16 protein-coding genes are annotated in these 18268 nt (G+C 72.7%); 7 read left to right on the top strand and 9 right to left on the bottom strand.

All coding sequences use genetic code 11. From position 1 onward, the window contains the following. Positions 1-21 precede the first annotated feature (21 nt). Positions 22-513, bottom strand: a complete 492-nt coding sequence (locus ACQP2F_RS02145; protein WP_433300102.1) for a response regulator transcription factor — start codon at positions 511-513, stop codon at positions 22-24. 121 nt (positions 514-634) lie between these two features. Between ACQP2F_RS02145 and ACQP2F_RS02150 the strand changes: the two genes are divergently transcribed. Genes ACQP2F_RS02150 through ACQP2F_RS02160 form a run of 3 tightly spaced genes read left to right on the top strand, consistent with a single transcriptional unit; the run spans position 635 to position 2412 of the window. After that, positions 635-895, top strand: coding sequence for a helix-turn-helix domain-containing protein (locus ACQP2F_RS02150; RefSeq protein WP_433300104.1), 261 nt, complete (start codon positions 635-637; stop codon positions 893-895). A 32-nt stretch (positions 896-927) separates the two neighbouring features. Further along, positions 928-1395, top strand: a complete 468-nt coding sequence (locus ACQP2F_RS02155; RefSeq protein WP_433300106.1) for a GNAT family N-acetyltransferase — start codon at positions 928-930, stop codon at positions 1393-1395. A 3-nt stretch (positions 1396-1398) separates the two neighbouring features. Beyond that, the gene (locus ACQP2F_RS02160; protein ID WP_433300108.1) at positions 1399-2412 is read left to right on the top strand and encodes an NADPH:quinone reductase; all 1014 of its coding nucleotides are present in this window, start codon (positions 1399-1401) and stop codon (positions 2410-2412) included. Here the strand turns inward: ACQP2F_RS02160 and ACQP2F_RS02165 are convergent. Genes ACQP2F_RS02165 through pseB form a run of 6 tightly spaced genes read right to left on the bottom strand, consistent with a single transcriptional unit; the run spans position 2399 to position 8522 of the window. Then, a complete protein-coding gene (locus ACQP2F_RS02165) occupies positions 2399-3409 on the bottom strand; it encodes a PseG/SpsG family protein (RefSeq protein ID WP_433300110.1) in 1011 nt (336 codons plus the stop codon). The two genes, ACQP2F_RS02160 and ACQP2F_RS02165, sit on opposite strands and share 14 nt — an antisense overlap. Further along, positions 3406-4131 (bottom strand): cytidylyltransferase domain-containing protein, encoded by a 726-nt coding sequence (locus ACQP2F_RS02170; protein WP_433300112.1) that lies wholly within the window; start codon positions 4129-4131, stop codon positions 3406-3408. Before ACQP2F_RS02170 ends, ACQP2F_RS02165 begins: the two co-directional genes overlap by 4 nt. Beyond that, complete coding sequence (locus ACQP2F_RS02175; RefSeq protein WP_433300113.1) at positions 4132-5550, bottom strand: hypothetical protein; 1419 nt, start codon at positions 5548-5550, stop codon at positions 4132-4134. Beyond that, positions 5547-6410: a hypothetical protein gene (locus ACQP2F_RS02180; RefSeq protein ID WP_433300115.1), complete on the bottom strand. Its 864-nt coding sequence runs from the start codon at positions 6408-6410 to the stop codon at positions 5547-5549. Before ACQP2F_RS02180 ends, ACQP2F_RS02175 begins: the two co-directional genes overlap by 4 nt. 4 nt (positions 6411-6414) lie before the next feature. Next, the gene (locus ACQP2F_RS02185) at positions 6415-7539 is read right to left on the bottom strand and encodes a DegT/DnrJ/EryC1/StrS family aminotransferase (protein WP_433300117.1); all 1125 of its coding nucleotides are present in this window, start codon (positions 7537-7539) and stop codon (positions 6415-6417) included. After that, positions 7539-8522, bottom strand: coding sequence for a UDP-N-acetylglucosamine 4,6-dehydratase (inverting) (pseB, locus tag ACQP2F_RS02190; protein WP_433300119.1), 984 nt, complete (start codon positions 8520-8522; stop codon positions 7539-7541). The genes ACQP2F_RS02185 and pseB overlap by 1 nt, the downstream gene beginning before the upstream one ends. A gap of 287 nt (positions 8523-8809) precedes the next feature. Between pseB and ACQP2F_RS02195 the strand changes: the two genes are divergently transcribed. The 3 genes from ACQP2F_RS02195 (at position 8810) to ACQP2F_RS02205 (ending at position 13024) form a co-directional block, all read left to right on the top strand. Then, a complete protein-coding gene (locus ACQP2F_RS02195) occupies positions 8810-10978 on the top strand; it encodes a hypothetical protein (protein ID WP_433300121.1) in 2169 nt (722 codons plus the stop codon). 71 nt (positions 10979-11049) lie between these two features. After that, on the top strand, positions 11050-12351 hold the full coding sequence (locus tag ACQP2F_RS02200; RefSeq protein ID WP_433300123.1) for a sensor histidine kinase: 1302 nt from the start codon (positions 11050-11052) through the stop codon (positions 12349-12351). Between the two features lie 28 nt (positions 12352-12379). Then, positions 12380-13024, top strand: coding sequence for a response regulator (locus ACQP2F_RS02205; protein WP_433300124.1), 645 nt, complete (start codon positions 12380-12382; stop codon positions 13022-13024). Between the two features lie 63 nt (positions 13025-13087). Here the strand turns inward: ACQP2F_RS02205 and ACQP2F_RS02210 are convergent, their stop codons facing one another. Together ACQP2F_RS02210 and ACQP2F_RS02215 are read right to left on the bottom strand one after the other, a co-directional pair. Further along, positions 13088-14875, bottom strand: a complete 1788-nt coding sequence (locus ACQP2F_RS02210; protein ID WP_433300126.1) for a hypothetical protein — start codon at positions 14873-14875, stop codon at positions 13088-13090. Then, the gene (locus ACQP2F_RS02215) at positions 14872-15687 is read right to left on the bottom strand and encodes a hypothetical protein (RefSeq protein WP_433300128.1); all 816 of its coding nucleotides are present in this window, start codon (positions 15685-15687) and stop codon (positions 14872-14874) included. The genes ACQP2F_RS02210 and ACQP2F_RS02215 overlap by 4 nt, the downstream gene beginning before the upstream one ends. A gap of 253 nt (positions 15688-15940) precedes the next feature. Between ACQP2F_RS02215 and ACQP2F_RS02220 the strand changes: the two genes are divergently transcribed. Continuing rightward, on the top strand, positions 15941-18268 hold the full coding sequence (locus ACQP2F_RS02220; protein ID WP_433300130.1) for a glycosyltransferase family 2 protein: 2328 nt from the start codon (positions 15941-15943) through the stop codon (positions 18266-18268).

The following is an 18268-nucleotide window of genomic DNA, read 5'->3' on the forward strand; positions in this document are numbered from 1 at the left end:
CGGGCATACGTCGGATGACGGTCAGGCGGTGCGGGCGCCGCGCGGCTCCGGCGTAAGGACCGCCGCCTCGCGCAGGGCCCGGGATCCGGCCCGGGCCGCGGCCGCGGCGGCCGCGGCGGCGGTGGCCGACTGCCGGGCCGGCGACGGCTTGTGCAGCATCAGGTTGTCCAGCCGGGCGCAGAGCTCGGCCCGGTGGAACGGCTTGGTCATGTAGTCGTCCGCGCCCGCGTGCAGCGCCGCGACGATCTTCTGGTCGTTGACGTCGGCGCTGAGCATCATCACCGGCAGCAGCGCGGTGGCCGGCTCGGCCCGCAGCCGGGCGCACAGCTCGATCCCCGACTCGCCCGGCATCCGCACGTCCAGCAGCGCGGCGTCGAACGAGCCCGTGCGCAGCGCCGTCATCGCGCCGTCCGCGTCCTCGGCCGCGACCACGTCGTGCCCGGCCCGGCGAAGGGCGAGCGTGAGCAGCTCACGGTGGTCGGCGTCGTCGTCGGCGATGAGCACGGTTGACACGGGTGCCTCCAGGGAAGCTGCGAATGAACACAGACCTGTTCGGCACGCCGCCGGAGGCCACTGAGCCCTTTTCCGGGTTGCGCACGTACGTGCGCAACAATGACGCGGAGAGGGGGAGCCCGTGCGACTGAGCAACGTGCAGGAGTTGGGCCGATATCTTCGCGACCGCCGCCGTGCTGTCGGGCTGAGCCAGGGCGCGCTGGCTGACCGGGCGACCGTGAGTCGACGCTGGCTGACCGATCTCGAGGCAGGCAAGGCAACCGCTGAAGTCGGTCTGGTCTTCAAGGTGATCTCGGCGCTCGGGCTCTACGTGGAGGTGCGGCCGACGCCGGAACCGGGGCCGGACCTCGATGCTCTTCTCGACTCGATGGGCAATGAGTGATCCGGGCGGCCCGGGCGGACGACGTGCCGGCGATGATCTCGATCGAGGTCGCGGCCGGGCGGCTGTTCGCCGCCGTCGGCATGGATTTCGTGGCGGAGGACGATCCGGGGACGGTCGAGGAGCTGCTGCCGTACGTGCGGGACGGCCGGGCCTGGGTGGCCGGCGACCCGCCGGTCGGCTACCTGGTCGCCGAGTGGGTCGACGGGAACGTGCACATCGAGCAGGTGTCGGTCGATCCCGCCCACGGCCGCCGCGGTCTCGGTTCGGCGCTGGTCGAGCAGGTCGCGGCGTGGGCCCGCGCGCATGGATCGGCCGCGCTGACCCTCACCACCTACGCGGAGGTCGCCTGGAACGCGCCGTACTACGAGCGGCTCGGCTTCCGGCGGCTGACCGATGCCGAGCTCACCCCGGGCCTGCGCCGGATCCGCGCCGCCGAGGCCGCGCACGGGCTGGATCGGTGGCCGCGGGTGGCGATGCGCCGGGAGCTGACTAGCGTGTGATCCATGCGAGCTGCCGTTTTCGAAGAGCCCGGACCCGCCTCCGTCCTGCAGATCGTCGAGCGGGAGACCCCGCCGCCGGGAGTGGATGAGGTCCGCGTGCGGATTGTCCTGTCCGCCGTCAACCCCACCGACACCGGCACCCGCGCCGGCCGGGGCGTGCCCGACGGGGTCAACCCGCCGCGCGTGCCGAACCAGGACGGCGCCGGCGTGGTCGACGCGGTCGGCGAGGGCGTGACCGGCCTCGAGCCGGGCGACCGGGTCTGGGTCTGGGACGCCGCCTACGGCCGGGCCGACGGCACCGCGCAGGAGTACATCGTGATTCCCCGCCGCCAGGTCGTCCGGATGAACGAGGACGTCCCGTTCGAGGTCGGGGCGGCCCTGGGCATCCCGGCGCTGACCGCGCACCGCTGCCTCACGCTTGCCAGCGACGGCCCGGCCCGGCTCGGGCCGGGCGCGCTCGAGGGCCGCACGGTGCTGGTCGCCGGTGGCGCGGGGGCCGTGGGCAACGCCGCCATCCAGCTCGCCAAGTGGGCCGGCGCGACCGTGCTGACCACGGTGAGCTCGAAGGAGAAGGCCGATCTGGCGAGCGCGGCCGGGGCCGACGCGGTGATCAACTACCGCGAGGAGGACGTGGTCGCCCGGGTCAAGGAGCTGGCGCCGGGGGGCTGCCAGGTCGTGGTCGAGGTCAACACCGAGAACCTGCGCACCGACCTCGGCGTGGTCGCGCCGGGCGGCAACATCGCCATCTACGTGGGCGGCGAGGTGACGATCCCGAGCTTCAAGGCGATGCTCAAGAACGTCAGCCTGGACTTCGTGCTGACCTACACGACCTCGGCCGAGGAGAAGGACAACGCGGTCGCCGCGGTGGCCGAGGCGGTCAACAGCGGCGCCTTCCGGGTGGGCGAGGAGGCGGGCCTGCCGATCCTGCGCTACCCGTTCGAGCGCGTGGCCGACGCGCACGAGGCGGTCGAGCAGCACGCGGTCGGCAAGGTGGTGATCGAGGTCAGCGCGCCGTAACTCGCTCGAGCAGGGCGTCCGTCACCCGCTCCACGCCGCGCCCGTCGACGGCCGCCCACGCCCGGGCGGCCAGCTCGGTGCGGCGGCCGGCGTCGGTCAGCAGCGAGCGCAGGGTCGTCACCGAGTCGTCGCCGAGGTGGCCGAGCTGTCCCAGGCCGGCCGCGTAGCCGCGGGCGATCGTCCGGTCGTACCCGATGATCTGGTTGTCCACCACCCAGACCAGCGCCGACGGCAGACCGAGGCAGAGCAGCTCCCAGGTCGAGGTGCCGCTGGCGCTGACCGCGAGATCGGCGCCGGCGAGGAGCTTGGGCAGGTCGTCGGTGGGCGGGATGATGTCGAAACGCTGACCCGGTCCCGCCGCTACCTGCGCCAGCTCGGCCCGCAGCTCCTCGTTGGCGCCGATGATCGTGGCGTCGAAGGGCACGCCGGTCCGGGCGAGGAGCCGGGCGATCTGCGGCGCGGCGCGGTAGGCGTCGGTCCCGCCGAAAAAGGCGACGACCTTGGGCGTACGCGCGGAGCTCCCGACCGGCGGCGAGAGCGGTCGCAGCTGCCGGACCGATCCCCGCAGCAGGGCGTAGTCGAGCCCGGCCAGCCCGACCGCCTCCGGATCGTCGATCACCGCGTCCAGGTTCTGGTCGACGTAGATGTCCGCGGTCTGCCCCCGGAAGTCCCCGTCGACGATGGCCAGCACCGGGCGGCCGGTCTTGCGGACGGCCACGCTGTGCTGGGGCGGCAGCGTGTACGAGTCGATCACCACCGCGTCGATCTCGAGCCGCTCGACCGCCGCCACGAACCCGACCGGGTCGAACGGTGGCGGATGCCAAGGCAGCCCGCGCTGGGTGAGCTGGGCGGTCGCCCACTCGACGCCGCCGAGGTCACTCAGGAAGCGGACCCCGGCGCCCCGGGCGACCAGCTCCTCGGCCAGCGCGACACAGCGGACCAGGTGCCCGACGCCGGTGCGGGCACCGGCGTCGCAGCGAATACCGACGATCGTCACGCCTGCACAAGAGCCTTCTGCAGGACGTGCGCGTTGATCTCGACCAGCTCGGGGTGCGCCGCAAGCCACGACGTGAGCTTGCGATAGCCGACCGGCTCGTCGCCGAACTCGTCGACGATCGCCTCGATCAGCTTGAGGTCGTCCTCGGTGTCCATGGTCAGCCGCAGGTGCGAGAGGTCGGGCTGCAGGGTCAGGCCGACCACGTCGAAGTCGTCGGCGTGCGTGTAGATGTACGACGTCACGTGTACCCGGTGATGCTCGGTGGCGACCGCGTCGATGGCGCGCAGCACCGGCGTCCGCACCATCTCGACGTCCAGGCCGCGCGGCAGCGTGTGCCCGATCGACGTGCTGAGGTAGTCGGCCCCCGACGCGACGAAGACCCGGTGCGCCCGGGCGATCAGCTCCGGGTCGATCAGCGGGTTGTCGGCCGTGAACCGCAGCACGATGTCGCTGTCGTACCGGTCGAGCACGCCCAGGAACCGGGCCAGCACGTCGTCGACCGGACCGCGGTGGTACGGCACGCCGATCCGCTCGCACTCGGCGACGATCGCGTCGTCGGTGGCCTCGACCGTGGTGGCGACGACCAGCTCGTCGAGCACCCCGCTCTGCCGGGCCGCGCGGACGACACGCTCGAGCATCGTGCGGGTGCCGAGCTTGCGCAGCACCTTATTGGGAAGGCGGGAGGAGTCCATCCGCGCCTGAATTATGCCGAGGGATGTCATTTAGGTCCTTTTTCGAAGGCGATTTCTTGCCTTACGTGCTGCTCCATACCCAAGCTTTGCCATGCGGTAGCCGATCGAACCGCTGAATGTGGCGATTTGGGCCCGGGCCTTCCGCAGCTCCTCCTCCCGCTTGGCGAGCTCGCGCTCGGACATGTCGGCGCGGGATTCGGCGTCGGCCAGCCTGCGGTTGAGGGCCCGCAGCTGTTCCTCGTGCTCGCGGCGGGCGTCCGGGAGCGGCGGGTCGTCGCCGTCCGGTGCCGCCGGGACGTCGCCGGACAGGCCGGCGGCGCCGTGCAGGATCGCGGTCAGCGCCTGCGGGTCGGTGGCGGCGGGCCACGGGTGCGCGTACCCGCCGGTGAGCAGGGTGCGGGCGAACCGGTGGAGGACGTCGGCCTCGGCCGGAACGCTCGGGTCGAGCATGGTGTAGGTGTCGCCGTCGACCACCACGTTGTCGGCGGTGGCGCCGGGCAGTGCCGCGATCCAGCCGGTGAGCAGCCGTCGCACGGTCGGCAGATCATGCCGCAGGCAGGCGGCCAGCAGCAACTCCTCGACCAGGTGACCCTGCGGCAGGGGCCGGTCGAGCGGGCCGGCCTCGGTCAGGACCGGCGGCAAGCTCGTCACCGCGGGTGACTCCGAAGGCGCGAGGTGGGCGACGACCAGCCAGGACGCGGCGAGCTCGGCGCCGAGACCGGCGCGCACGGCGGCGGCGGCCAGGCGGCGGGGATCGGACAGGACACTGCGGTTCGCGTACGCCACGCCGGCCGCGCGCGCGGCGAGGGCGGCGAGCGCCTCGTTCTCTAGGGCCTCGGCCGTGGCGGCCAGCGTCGGGGAGCCGGGCTCGGGCCAGGCCGCGGCCAGCCAGCCGACGGTGAGTCCCTCGGCCTCGAAGCGGGCGGTCAGCCGGGCCGGGGTGCCGGGGCGGGACCCGTCGAACTCGCCGAGCGGCCGCCACGCGTCGTCGGTCTGCGCGGCGGTGGGGATCCCGGGGTCGACCAGCCGGTGCACGCCGAGCGAGTTCTCCACCGCGAGCAGCAGCGTGCCGCCGGGGCGCAGGGAACGCTTGAGCGCCTGGACGCTCTCGGCCCAGTCCAGCTGCGGGCCCTCGACCGAGCAGAGCCGGTCGACGCCGTCGAACGCGACGATCACGTCCCAGCGGCCGGCCTCCAGCTTGGTCAGCGACCCGCAGAGCACGTCGAGGCCGCGGGCGTCGAGCTCGGCGGCCGCGGTCTGGGAGCGTACGAGACAGGTCACGGAACTGCGGGTTTTGACGGTGTCGATCAGCGCCCGGTCGTGCGGGCCGGCCACCAGGACCTCGACGCCCGCCGGCACCTGATCCGCGATGTGACCGAGGAGGCCGCCGCCCGCCGGTGGCCGGCTCTCGGTGAACCCGGGCATCTCGCCGCCGATCAGCCGGATCACGCCGGCACCGCCCGCGGACCACCGGTCGCGGCAGCGGCCGGCAGACCTGCTCGCTCGTGCGACCAGCCCAGCATCGCCCGCAGCTCGGCCGGCGAAGCCAGGTAGCCGTCGCCCAGCTCGGCCAGCGCGCTCGGCCGGGCCCGGGCCGGATCGGGGCGCTTGCCGTGCAGCTCCGGCCACTGGCGGCGGATGCGCTCGGCGGTGGCGCGGTCCTCGTTCTCCAACTGCATCGGGTCACCGTAGACGGCCGGGTCACAGCCCGCCGCCACCCCATAGAAGATCGCACTGCTCAGCCGGTTGGACGCCACCCGGCGGTGCCGGCGGAGCTCGGCGAGCTGCTTGTGCAGGAACCGGGTGTCGGTGTCCTGCCATTTGAGGCCGCGGTAGCCGTGGCACACCACCCGGCCGGCTTTCTCGTACTCGGCGCGGATCCGGTCGGTGCGGTACTCGTTCCAGTACAGGCAGAACGTGACCGGGCCGTCCTCGGTCGCCATGATCTCGTCGATCAGGCGGGCGTGGCTGCCCTTGACCTTCTGGCTCTCCCAGCCGTGGAACGGATACCAGATCGTGCCCTCGCGCTCGGCGGCCGGCTCGTCCTTCTTCAGCTCCAGGAGGTAGAGGAACGGCGCGCCGGTCACCGTCACCTGCCGGCGGCCCATCGACCAGGCCCGCCGGCGGGTCTGGTCGGACCAGACGAAGATCGGCTTGCCCGGCATGTACGGGGTGCCGATCCCGAGCCCGTCGACCACGTTCCAGCCGTGCTGCACGTAGCCCTCGATCCGGGGTGGACGCTCCGGATCGAGGCCGCAGTACTCGGCCAGGACGTGCGCGTGGCCGTAGAAGTGGTTGGCGTGGTGCACTCGGCTAGCTCCCGAGGATGTGTCGCAATGCCTCCACGACGCGGTCCTGGTCGGCGTCGCTGAGGTCGACGAAGAGCGGTAGGGACAGCTCTTCAGCGTAGAAGGCCTCCGCCACCGGACACATCCCCCGCCGGTAGCCCAGGTCCTCGAACACCGGGTGCCAGTAGACCGGGATGTAGTTGACCTGCACGCCGATGCCGGCCTCGCGCAACCGGTCGTAGACCTCGCGCCGGCGGCCGTCGAGCACCCGCACCGGGTAGAGGTGGCGCATCGGGTCGACGCCGTCGCGCTGCACCGGCAGGCGCAGGCCCGGCACGTCGGCCAGCAGCTCGTCGTAGCGGGCGGTGAGCCGCTGGCGGCGGGCCTTGAACTCGCCGAGCCGCTTGAGCTGCGAGCTGCCGAGCGCGCAGAGCAGGTCGGGCAGGCGGTAGTTGGTGCCGAACTCGTGGACCTCGTAGAACCAGCCGCCCTCGTCGGGGTGACGCAGCTTCTCCGGCTCGCGGACCATGCCGATGCGGCTGTACGTGCGGGCGCGCTCGAGCAGGTCGGGCCGGATCGAGGCGACCGCGCCGCCCTCGGCCGTGGTCAGGTTCTTCGTGGGGAAGAACGAGAACGTGGTGAGGTCGGCGAGCGTGCCGACCGGCCGGCCGTGCAGGGTCGAGCCGATCGCGTGGGCGGCGTCGCCGATCAGGACCGCGCCGGCCCGCTCCGAGATCTTGCGCAGCGCGTCGTAGTCGGCCGGGTGGCCGGCGTAGTCGACCGCGCCGATCGCCCGGGTGCGCGACGTCACCGCGGCCTCGACCGCGGCCGGGTCGAGGTTGGCGGTGTCGTCCTCGACGTCGGCGAAGATCACCTTGGCGCCGAGGGTGGTCGCGCCCGAGGCCGTGGCCACGAACGTCATCGGGGTGACGACGACCTCGTCGCCGGGCCCGACGCCGGCCGCCGCGTACGCCGCGTTCAGCGCCGTGGTGCCGTTGGTCACCGTGACGGCCGGCGCGCCCGCGACGGCCTCGATGTCCTTCTCGAACTGCGCGACCCGGGGGCCGGTGGTCAGCCAGTCACTGCCGAGCGCGGCGACGACCGCTTCGATGTCGGAATCGTCGATGGACTGCCGCCCGTACGGCAGCATCAGCTCTCCTTCTCGAGCAGCTCGCGCATCTCCTCGATGCCGAGCCAGAGGTCGTTGTTGTCGGAGCGGTAGTTGAAGCCGTCCTCGACCTCCTCGCCGCCGACCGGGGTCTGGTAGCCCCAGCTCGCGACGACCGGCTGCACCACGTAACGGTCCGGGAAGCGCAGGGTGCGGCGGCTGTCGTCGGAGGCGATCATCTCCTCGTGCAGCTTCTCGCCGGGGCGGATGCCGGTCTCGTGGGTCGGCGAGCCGGGCGCGACCGCCTCGACCAGGTCCATGATGCGCATGCTCGGGATGCGCGGCACGAAGAGCTCGCCGCCCTCCATCTTGTCGAACGAGTCGACCACGAACTGCACGGCCTGGGGGAGCGTGATCCAGAACCGGGTCATCCGCTTGTCAGTGATCGGCAGGCTCCTGCCCTCGGCCGCCAGGCGCCGGAACAGCGGCACCACCGAGCCGCGGCTGCCCATCACGTTGCCGTAGCGGACGACCGAGAACCGGGTCGGGTGGGTGGCGGCGTAGTGGTTGCCGGCGATGAACGACTTGTCGGCGACGAGCTTGGTCGCGCCGTAGAGGTTGATCGGGCTGGACGCCTTGTCGGTGGAGAGGGCCACGACCTTCTTCACACCGGCGTTGATCGCCGCGTCGATCACGTTCTGCGAGCCGTTGATGTTGGTGGCGACGAACTCGGAGGGGTTGTACTCCGCGGTGTCGACCTGCTTGAGCGCGGCCGCGTGGATCAGGTAGTCGACGCCGTGCACGGCGCGGGCCAGCCGGTCCTTGTCGCGGATGTCGCCGAGGAAGAAGCGCAGGCGCTTGTCGTCGCCGAACATCTGGCGAACCTCGTACTGCTTCAGCTCGTCGCGGGAGAGGATGACGATCCGCTGGGGGTCCAGGTGCTCCAAGGCGTACTTCAGGAACGCCTTGCCGAACGAGCCGGTGGCACCGGTGACGAGGATCGAAGATCCACTGATTTCAGACACGATTGAGCTCCCGAGGGGTGGGCAGAACGCGGTACGAGGCCGAAGCATAACCACGATCGGGTGCGTTTCTCGGCCGGCCGAAGAAGGACAACACTCGTTCAACTGTAGTTAAACCGGGATTGTTCACCCCGTCCACAACTCTGTAAGAAAGTAGGAGTCCTCTGTCCTCCGGCCGGTCGCTTGCCGCGCGAGTTTACCCGGCGCTTCCATGGCTCGTACCGGGCCTGGTGGTGCTCGCGCTCCTGGGGGCGACCGGGGTCCCATCCGGGGACATCCTTCGTTACGCGGTGTATCTGCCCGTGGCCGTGCTGTTGCCGGGCACGCTCGTGTACCGGGCCCTGCGCGGCAGCTCCGGCAGTCTCGCCGAGGACCTCGGCCTGGGCGGCGCCACCGGCCTGTTGCTGCTGGCCGCCGGCTGGGCCGTGACGACCGTCACCGGATTTCCGGCGCTGCTGCCGGCCTGGCCGCTGTTGATCGTCGCGCCGTTCCTGGCCGTGCCCGGGCTGCGCCGGCACTGGCGCATCGCCCACCCGCGGCCGGCGCCGGCGTACTGGTCGTGGGCGCTCGCCGGGGCGGTGACGCTGGCCGTGCTCGCCCTCGGGCCGGCCTGGCGCGCGACGCCGCTGCCGCCGGCCGGCGCCTCCTGGTATCAGGACCTCTACTACCACCTCGCGCTGGTCCGCGAGGTGATGCGCCCGATGCCGTTCCAGACGCCGCAGGTGGCCGGCGACACCCTGCGCTACCACTACCTCGCCGACGCCGACGTGGCGACCGCCGCGCTGATCACTCGGATCGACCCGGCCACCGTGCTGCTGCGGCTCTGGCTCCCGCCGATCATCGCGCTGACCGCGCTGGTCACCGCCGCCCTGGCCCGGCAGGTCACCGGCCGGTGGCAGGCCGGCGCGCTCGGCGGCGTGCTCGCCGTGGCCGGGCTGCCGCTGGTGCTCGGGGCGCCGATCGTCGCCCTCGGCGGCAACGCGATCAGCTATCCCAGTCCCTCGCAGAGCTACCAGCTGCCGCTGACCGGGCTGCTGCTGGTGCTCGCCGTCGACGTGCTGCGCGGCGTGCCGATCGGCCGGGCCTGGGTGCTGGTCTTCCCACTCGCGCTGGCCTGCGCCGGGGCCAAGGCCGGCGCGCTGCCGCCGATCGTGGCCGGCCTGGCGGCGGGCGCGGTCGCGGTGGCGGTCCGGGGCCGGGAGCGGCTGCGGTGCGCGCTCGTCCTGTTCGGCCTCGTCCTGGCCGCGATGCTGGTCGGCTACCGGCTGTTCGCGGGCGGCGGGGCGGGCACGCTGGCGGTCCGGCCGCTGGCCATCCTCTTCTCCCTGTTGCCGTACCGGCAGACGCTCGGCGCCTACGACGCGAACGACGGCGGCCTGCCGGCGGGTGTCGCGCACGCCTCGGCCGGTGGCCTGGCCTTCGTCGCGGCCCTGGTGATCTGGTGGCTGGTCATGCAGGTGGGCCGGCTGGCGGGCCTGGCGCTGCTCGGCACCGGCCGGGCCCGATGCGACCCGGCGGCCTGGCTGCTCGCCGGCGTCACGGTGGCGGGCGCGGGCGGGATGTGGCTGTTCTGGCACCCCTCCGCGAGCCAGGTGTACTTCTGGCTCGGCGTCCTGCCGGCCGCCGGCGTGCTCACCGTCTGGCTGCTCGCCGACCGGGCGCCCGGACGCCGCACGGTGGCGGCCGGCCTGGCCGCCGGTGCGGTCTGGGCGCTGCTCGTGCCCCGGCTCGGCGGGACGCCCGCGCGCACGGTCGTGTCGTGGTCGCTCGCCCTGCTCGTGCCGGTGCTGCTGACCGCGGCCGTCACGGTCGTCGTCGCGGCGGTGGTCCTGCTCGCGCGGCGCGCCCTGCCGGCGGCCCTGCTCGCGGGGCGTGGTCCGGCCGCTCGGCGCGCCCTGCCGATGGTCCTGCTCGCGGCGGTCCTCGGCGCCGGCGTCGGCGGGTACGCGCACAATGTCGCCGTGGCCCTGCGGCACGCTCTCCGCGGGCCGGCCGCCGCGAAGATCCCGGCGGTCAGCCGGGACGAGATGGCCGCCGCGAGATGGCTCGACCGGCACGCCGGGCCGGAGGACGTCGTCGCCACCAACGTCCACTGCCTCCCCTTCGGTCCCCCGGGCCGGTGCGATGCGCGTGCCTTCTGGGTCGCCGCCCTGACCGGGCGCCGCACGCTGCTGGGCGGCTGGGGCTACAGCGACCAGGCGGTCGCCGCCGACGGCGTGGGCGGCAAGCGGTACTACCTCCAGCCGGCCCCCTATCCCGCGCGTGCCGCCCTCAACGAGCGGGTCTTCGCCGCGGGCGACCCGGCCGACGTGGCCGCCCTGCACGGCCGCTACGGCGTGCGCTGGCTCTTCGCCGACGCCCGGGTCGGTCCGGTCTCGGCCCGGCTGGCCGGGGCCGCCGTCGCCCGGCACACGGCCGGCCCGGTGACGATCTACGAGCTGGTCGACGCGCCTGAGTAGGGTTAGCCCTACCGTCGATTCGGCGGGCAGCGGGATCGGAGGGGGGCTCGCCAATGCCTAGCGTCGAACCCATGACGACGACCTCCGCGCCCCTCGCGCCGGCCCGGGCCAACGGGATCCTCCGCAAGCTGGGCAACGACACCCTCTACGTGCTGGTCGGCTTCCCGCTGGGAATCCTCGCGGTGGTTCTGTGCATGACGCTGTTCTGGCTCGGCGTGGGCACCGCGATCATCTGGATCGGCCTGCCGATCCTGATCGCCGCCATGGGCGTGGCCCGTGGCCTCGCGACCCTCGAGCGGGCCCGCCTCCGCCCGGTCCTCGACCAGCCGGTGCAGCACCCCTACTACAAGAAGTCGCGGCCCGAGGCCGGCATCTTCCGCAAGCTGCTGACGCCGCTCACCGACGGCCAGGTCTGGCTGGACATGCTGCACGGCATGTTCCGGTTCATCCCGAGCACCATCTCGTTCGCCTTCGTGGTCACCTGGTGGTCGGGCGTCCTGAACGGGCTCACCTGGGGCCTGTGGGGCTGGGCGCTGCCGAACGGGCCGGACGACCAGGACCTGCCCGAGCTGCTCGGCTTCGACGGGAGCTACGGCACCAAGGTGGCGTTCTACCTGGCCACGGGCGTCTTCTTCGCCGGCACCCTCTACTGGGTCGTGCGCGGGGCGGCGCTGCTCGAGGCGTACTTCGCCCGCGCCCTGCTCTGCGGCGTCAACGATCTGCGTCAGCAGGTCGTCCAGGCCAACGCGGCGCGCGAGGTCGCCCAGGAGCAGAAGGCCGCCGCCGTCTCGGCCGAGGCCACCGCGCTGCGCCGGCTCGAGCGCGACATCCACGACGGCCCGCAGCAGCGCCTGGTCCGGCTGGCCATGGATCTGGGCCGGGCCGAGCAGCAGTTCGCCACCGACCCCGAGGCGGCCCGGGCGACCGTCGCCGAGGCGCTCACCCAGACCCGCGAGACGCTCGACGAGCTGCGTGCCCTGTCCCGCGGCATCGCCCCGCCGATCCTGGTCGACCGCGGCCTCCAGGCGGCGCTGACCGCGCTGGCCGGCCGTTGCACGGTGCCGGTCGACCTCGACGCGCCGCAGTTCGAGCGGCTCGACCCGGCGGTGGAGTCGACGGCGTACTTCGTGGTCGCCGAGGCGCTGACCAACGTGGCCAAGCACAGCTACGCCAGCGAGGTGCGCGTCAGCGTGCAGCGCATCGCGACCGGGCTGCTGGTCACCGTGTCCGACGACGGCAACGGCGGCGCGAGCCTGGCCAAGGGGCACGGCCTCGCCGGGCTCGACGACCGGGTGCGGGCCGCCGGCGGGGTGCTCTCGGTGGAGAGCCCGGTGGGTCAGGGCACGGTCCTCACCGCCGCCCTGCCCCTCTGAGAGGCGCCGCATCTGACAGCATGGCGGCATGCGGGTGGTGATTGCCGACGACGCGGTGCTGTTGCGCGAGGGTCTTATCCGGCTCGTCGAGGAGAACGGCCACACGGTGGTGGCGGCCGTCGGCGACGGGCCGTCCCTCGTCGCGGCGATCGCCGAGCACAAGCCGGATGTGTCCATCGTGGACGTCCGGATGCCGCCCACCCACACCGACGAGGGGCTGCGCGCCGCCGTGCAGGCGCGCTCCCTGGTGCCGGGCAGCCCGATCCTGGTGCTCTCCCAGTACGTCGAGGTCTCGTACGCCGACGATCTGCTCGCCGACCGCCTGGGCGCGGTCGGTTATCTGCTGAAGGACCGGGTCTCGCAGGTCGCCGAGTTCCTCGACGGACTGCGCCGGGTGGCCGGCGGCGGCACCGTGCTCGACCCCGAGGTGGTCAGCCAGCTGCTCGTGCGGCGCCGCCGGGACGACCCGCTGCGCAACCTCACCCCGCGCGAGCGTGAGGTGCTGAGCCTGATGGCCGAGGGCATGTCGAACACGGCGGTCGCCCGCAAGATGGTGGTCACCGAGGGCGCGGTCGAGAAGCACGTCCGCAACATCTTCACCAAGCTCGACCTGCACCAGGACGAGGAGCAGCACCGTCGGGTGCTCGCCGTCCTGGCCTACCTGCAGGGCTGAGCGCCTCCGGCGGCGAGGCTGAGCACCTCCGGAGGCGGCTGAGCACCTCCGGCGGCGCCGACGTCAGCCGCGGATCCGGCGGGCGAGTCGCTTGGCCCGCCGCAGCCGGGTGCGGACGGCCTTGCCGATCCGCAGGGCTCCGGGCGGCGCGTCCTCCTTCAGCTTGGTCTTCAGCCGGTTCTTCAGCCGGGCGTCGTCGGCCTTCGCGATCTCCCGGTACGCCCGGCGGGCCTTGTCGACCTCACCCCAGGCGGCCGTGAGCTGCTTCTCGGTCGCCTTGAGCTTCGTCTCGAACCAGCGCGCGCGGGAGGCGTTGGAGTCCTCGAACCGCTCGGCCGCCACGGCCACGGCGACCGGCACCCCGGACCGGGGCGGACGAGGCTGGTCGAGTCCCGCGTCGGCGGCGACCCGCCGTACCGCGTCGTCGGGTACCGGCGTGCCCCGCATCGCGGCGACCCAGGCGACGGCCTCGACCGGCGTCAGATGCGAGGGCCACGTGCGCCGGTAGCCGTTCCGCTCGACCCGGCGCACCAGGTCGGCGACCGCGATCAGCAGCTGGTCGTCCGGCGTCTTGGCCACCGGCAGCGGGCCGGCGTCGCCGAGGACCAGCGGCCGGTGTTCGCCGTCGGGGCCGAGAATCACCCGGGAGGCCGCGGCCGGCGCCACGTCACTCAGCGTGCCGAGCCACGTGGCGTAAGCCCGGATGGCCGAGCGCAGAGCCGCCTGGTCCGGGGCGACGACCGCCTCGGCCAGCACGTCGGACAGAAGCCGGCCGGCGGGCGCCTCCGAACCGTCCGGCAGCACCGGACGGCCGCCGGCCAGCCGGACCGCGACCGGCTCGCCCTGCTCGGCGGCCAACCACGCGACCACGTCGCCGGCCGCCGGGCCGCGGCCGCCGCCGTCTCCCGCTTCCGCGGTGACCGACCGGCCGTCGCTCGCGTCCGCGGTGACCGACCGGCCGTCGCTCGCCCCCGCGGTGACCGACCGGCCGTCGCTCGCGTCCGCGACGACCAGCCAGCCGGCGGCCAGCTCGGGCAGCCGCCCGGAACGCCAGACGCGCCGCATCAGGGAGGCCGCGTCGGCCGTCGGCCGGGCCTCTTCGAGCGAGCGCGTGGCCGGCTCGGACAGGGCCGCGAGCAAGCCGGCGTGCTCGATCCGGTCCACCGACGCGGCGGCGGCACCCCAGGCGACCACCGGCGCGGAGGGCAGCGGGTAGACCGGCCAGATCGCGGCGCCGGGCCCGAACTGGGCGGCGAGGTCGGCGAGACTCCGCGGACGGGTGTCGTCCGCGTCGGCCGGGCGGCTCCAGGCGGGCTCGGACTGATCGGCCTCGGGCTGGACCTCGGCGGTCAGCCGGTGCACGCCGAGCTCGTTGTGCACGGTCACGACGAGGACGCCGTCCGGCGTCAGCAGCCGGCGCAGGTCGGCGAGCGCGGTGCCGAACGTCGGCTCCGGGCCCTCGGTCGAATACAGCCGGATGACGTCGTCGAGCGCGACCACCGCGTCGTACCCGGTCTCGTGGAACCGCTCGAGGCTGCCGCAGACGACGCGGATCGAGGGTTCGCCGCTCTCGGTGTTCTCGGTGTCGAACGCCTCGGCGAGCAGCCGCGCGTCCGGGATCGAGCGCACCAGGCAGGTCAGCTCGCCGTCGATCGCCCGAGCCAGGGCCGCGAGCAGGTCGGGCTCGTGCGGACCGGCCACGAGCACGCGCGACCGGCCGGCCAGGGCGGCGAGCACGATCGGCAGCTGCGCGCCGCCGCGTACCGGCTCCCAGGCCGACGCAAGATCCGACCAATTGGGCATCTCGCCGCCGAGCAGCCGCACTCGACCGGGCAGGTCCTGATCGCTCATGCCACGCTCCATCCGAGCTCGTAGCTCAATTCCTGGGGGCTCAGCAGCTCGTCGAGCCCGAGCTCGGACCGGGTCACCGCGGCCAGCAGCTCCCGGTCGATCGACTCGCCGTGCAGCTCCGGATGCAGCCGCTGCACCAGGTGCTTGCCGTCGAAGCCGCCGCGGTCCTCGACGAAATCCATCTGCGGGCCGTAGACGCCGGCCTCGCAGCCCACCGACGCCCCGTAGAAGATCGCGGTGGTGAGCCGGTTGGACGCCACCCGCTTGTGCCTGCGCAGCTCGGCGAGCTGCTTGTAGAGGAACTTGGTGTCGGTGCCCTTCCAGTACGTGCCGCGCTGGCCGTGGCAGATCACCCGGAACCCGGCCTCCTCGTAGGCGCGCCGCACCTCGGGCATGTCGTACTCGATCCAGTACAGGCAGACCGTGACCGGGCCGGGCTCGGTCTCCTTGATCCGGGCGATCAGGTCGCCGTGGTCGCCCTCGACGGCGCCCTGCTCCCAGGTGTGGAACGGGTAGAAGATGGTGCCGGACCGCTCGGCCGGCTGCTCCGGCTGCTGCGCCAGCAGGTACGCCCACGGGGAGCCGATGACCGCGTAGTCCCGCCATCCGATCAGGTGCCCGCGGCGGCGGGAGACGTCGGACCAGACGTACTTGAGGAAGCCGGCGGGCGGCTCGTGGCCCGGGCCGAACCCGTGCAGGATGTTCCACCCGTGCTGCAGGACGCCGTTGATCCGGGGCGGCTTGGCCGCGTTCATGCCGCAGTAGGCGGCAAGGATGTGGGCGTGCCCGTACCAGTGATTGCTGGAGTCCATGAAACTCGCATTCAGCGTCGGCCCGCGATGTCGCCGGGCAGTCTACTTCGACGCCGGTTGCCGCCGAACGTGCACTGGTGGCGACGTGCAGTGTGGCGGGGCGCACACCCCGTCAGGGTACCCGTTACGGCGAAGGTCATTTGGCGTTGATAACGTCTCGATTGTCGTGACCCTCGTCGAAACTGGGTATCGTGCCGACTCCGCTCTCGCCCGGCTCCCGCCTCCCCGCCCCTCGCATCGGTGAGGTGACGGCGTGAAACCCCGGCTCAGTGTGGTCGTCCCCTTCTACAACGTCGAGGACTACATCGGCGACTGCCTCGACTCGCTGGTCCGCCAGACGTACGGCGACTTCGAGGTGATCCTGGTCGACGACGGTTCCCGCGACGGCAGCGCCGTGGTGGCGAAATCCTTCTGCGACCGGGACGGCCGCTTCCGCGTGGTGACGCAGGAGAACCAGGGGCTCGGCCCGGCCCGCAACACCGGCGTCCGGCACGCGCAGGGCGAGTACCTGACGTTCGTCGACAGTGACGACCTGGTCGCCCGCCACGCGTACGAGATCATGATTCGGTCGCTCGACGACACGGGATCCTCGTTCGCGGCCGGCAACGCACGGCGTTTCAACAACACCAATGGCGTACGCCCGTCGTGGTCCCACCGCATTCCGTTCGCGACCGACCGGCCCGCCACCCACGTCTTCGAGTTCAAGCCCCTGGCGCTCGACCGCATGGTGTGGAACAAGGTCTACCGGCGGTCGTTCTGGGACCGTTTCGGCTACGAGTTCCCGGCCATCCGCTACGAGGACTACCCGGTCACGCTGAAGGCGCACATCGAGGCGATCACCGTCGACTGCCTGTCCGCGCCCGTCTACTACTGGCGGGAGCGCGAGTCGGGCGAGTCGATCACCCAGCTGAGGTTCGAGTACTCGAACCTCTACGACCGGGTGGTCTCGGCCGAGATGGTGCTGGATCTGATCGACAAGGAAGCGCCGGAGCTGCGCAACCAGGTGCACGGCGTGCTCGCCGAGATCGACCTCACGTCGCTCGTGCTGGCGTTCGGCTCGGTGCCCGAGCACGAGCAGGACAAGCTGGTGCGGCTCGGCCAGCGGCTGGCCGGCCGGCTCGACGGGCACCTGCTGCGCAAGGCCGGGCCGTATCAGCGGCTCGAGTACCGCGCCCTGCAGACCGGCGACGTCGACCTGCTGATCCGCCTGGCACGCTTCCGGGCCGACGGTGGGCTGCGCGGCGGCGCGATCGCCCGGCGGCACCCGGTGCTGCCCTGGCGGTTCGAGAACCAGTACCCCGGCCTGGAGGACCACCCCCGGCCGGTGTCGCGCAAGGTCTACCAGCTGCCCAGGCCGGAGATCGAGCTGCACAACTCGGTGACCTCGGTCGGCTGGGACGACCAGGACCTGATCCTTCGCGGTACGGCGGAGATCCTTCACCTGGCCAACGATCAGAAATCGGCGCTGCGGATCTGGCTCGTCCGTGACGGCAAGAGGTTCCCGCTGCCGGTCCGCCGGTTCGAGGCGCTCGACCTGCACGGCCGGTCGGCCGAGGTCGGCTTCGAGGCGCGCGTGTCCCGCACCCTGCTCGCCGGTTTCCCGCGCGACGAGGCCCTGTCCCACTTCGAGGTCGAGATCCGGCGCGGGCTGATGCGCCGGAGTGCGAAGCTGCGCAACCTGCGTCCGGGCAACCCGCAGTTCCCGGCCGGCGCCTGGGTCACCGACGGCGTCTGGATCCAGCCGACGCGCGCCAGCAGCGGTCAGTTGATGCTGATGCAGATGCTTCGGCCGTACGAGCTGACGTCGGCCCGGGTCGAGGACGGCGCGTTCGTTCTCGCCGGCCGGCTGCCCGGGGCCGTCACCGGAACCCAGTTCCGGCTGAGCCGGTCGTCGGGCGACGCCGTGGTGCCGATGCGGATCCAGCGCGACGACGACGGCGCGACCTTCACCGTCCGGTTGCCGTTCGAGGCGATCGTCGACGCCGCCAACCCCGACGACCCGTTCACGCAGCGTACGGTCCGGGTGCCCCGGGTCGGCGACGGCGACCAGGACTGGCTGCTGGCCACCGGACTGTCCCGGTCGGTGCAGGCGGTGCACGAGGGCCGGCTGCTCACCGTGACCCGCTCGCCGGCCAACTACGTCAACCTGCACGAGGGCCCGGTCCGCCCGATGGCCGAATCGCTCGAGGTCACGGCCGGCGCCGACGGTCACCGGCTGACCGTGGGCGGGCCGATGCTGGAGCACGGCGGCACCCGCTTCGTCTGGCGCCGCTTCTTCGCCAACTCCAACGACTACGTCGACGCGGAGTGCCGGCTGGAGAGCACCGACGGCCGGTGGTCGGCCGGCATCGCCCTCGCCGAGCTGCTGCCGTCGCCCGACATGATCGTGCGCTCGTCGCTCGACCCGATGGCCGGCCTCGTCGACTGGACGCTGTTCGCCGAGCCGGCCAACGGCGAGTCGGCGTACGCGGTGCAGCCCGACGTCTTCCTCTACGACCGCCTGCCGATCGAGCTCGAGGTCGGCGACCGGCGGATCCGGTTGCAGCCCCGAGCGGGCACCGTGCACCTCGAGATCTACTGA

It is taken from the genome of Actinoplanes sp. CA-030573, assembly GCF_050951115.1.
GTDB lineage: Bacteria > Actinomycetota > Actinomycetes > Mycobacteriales > Micromonosporaceae > Actinoplanes.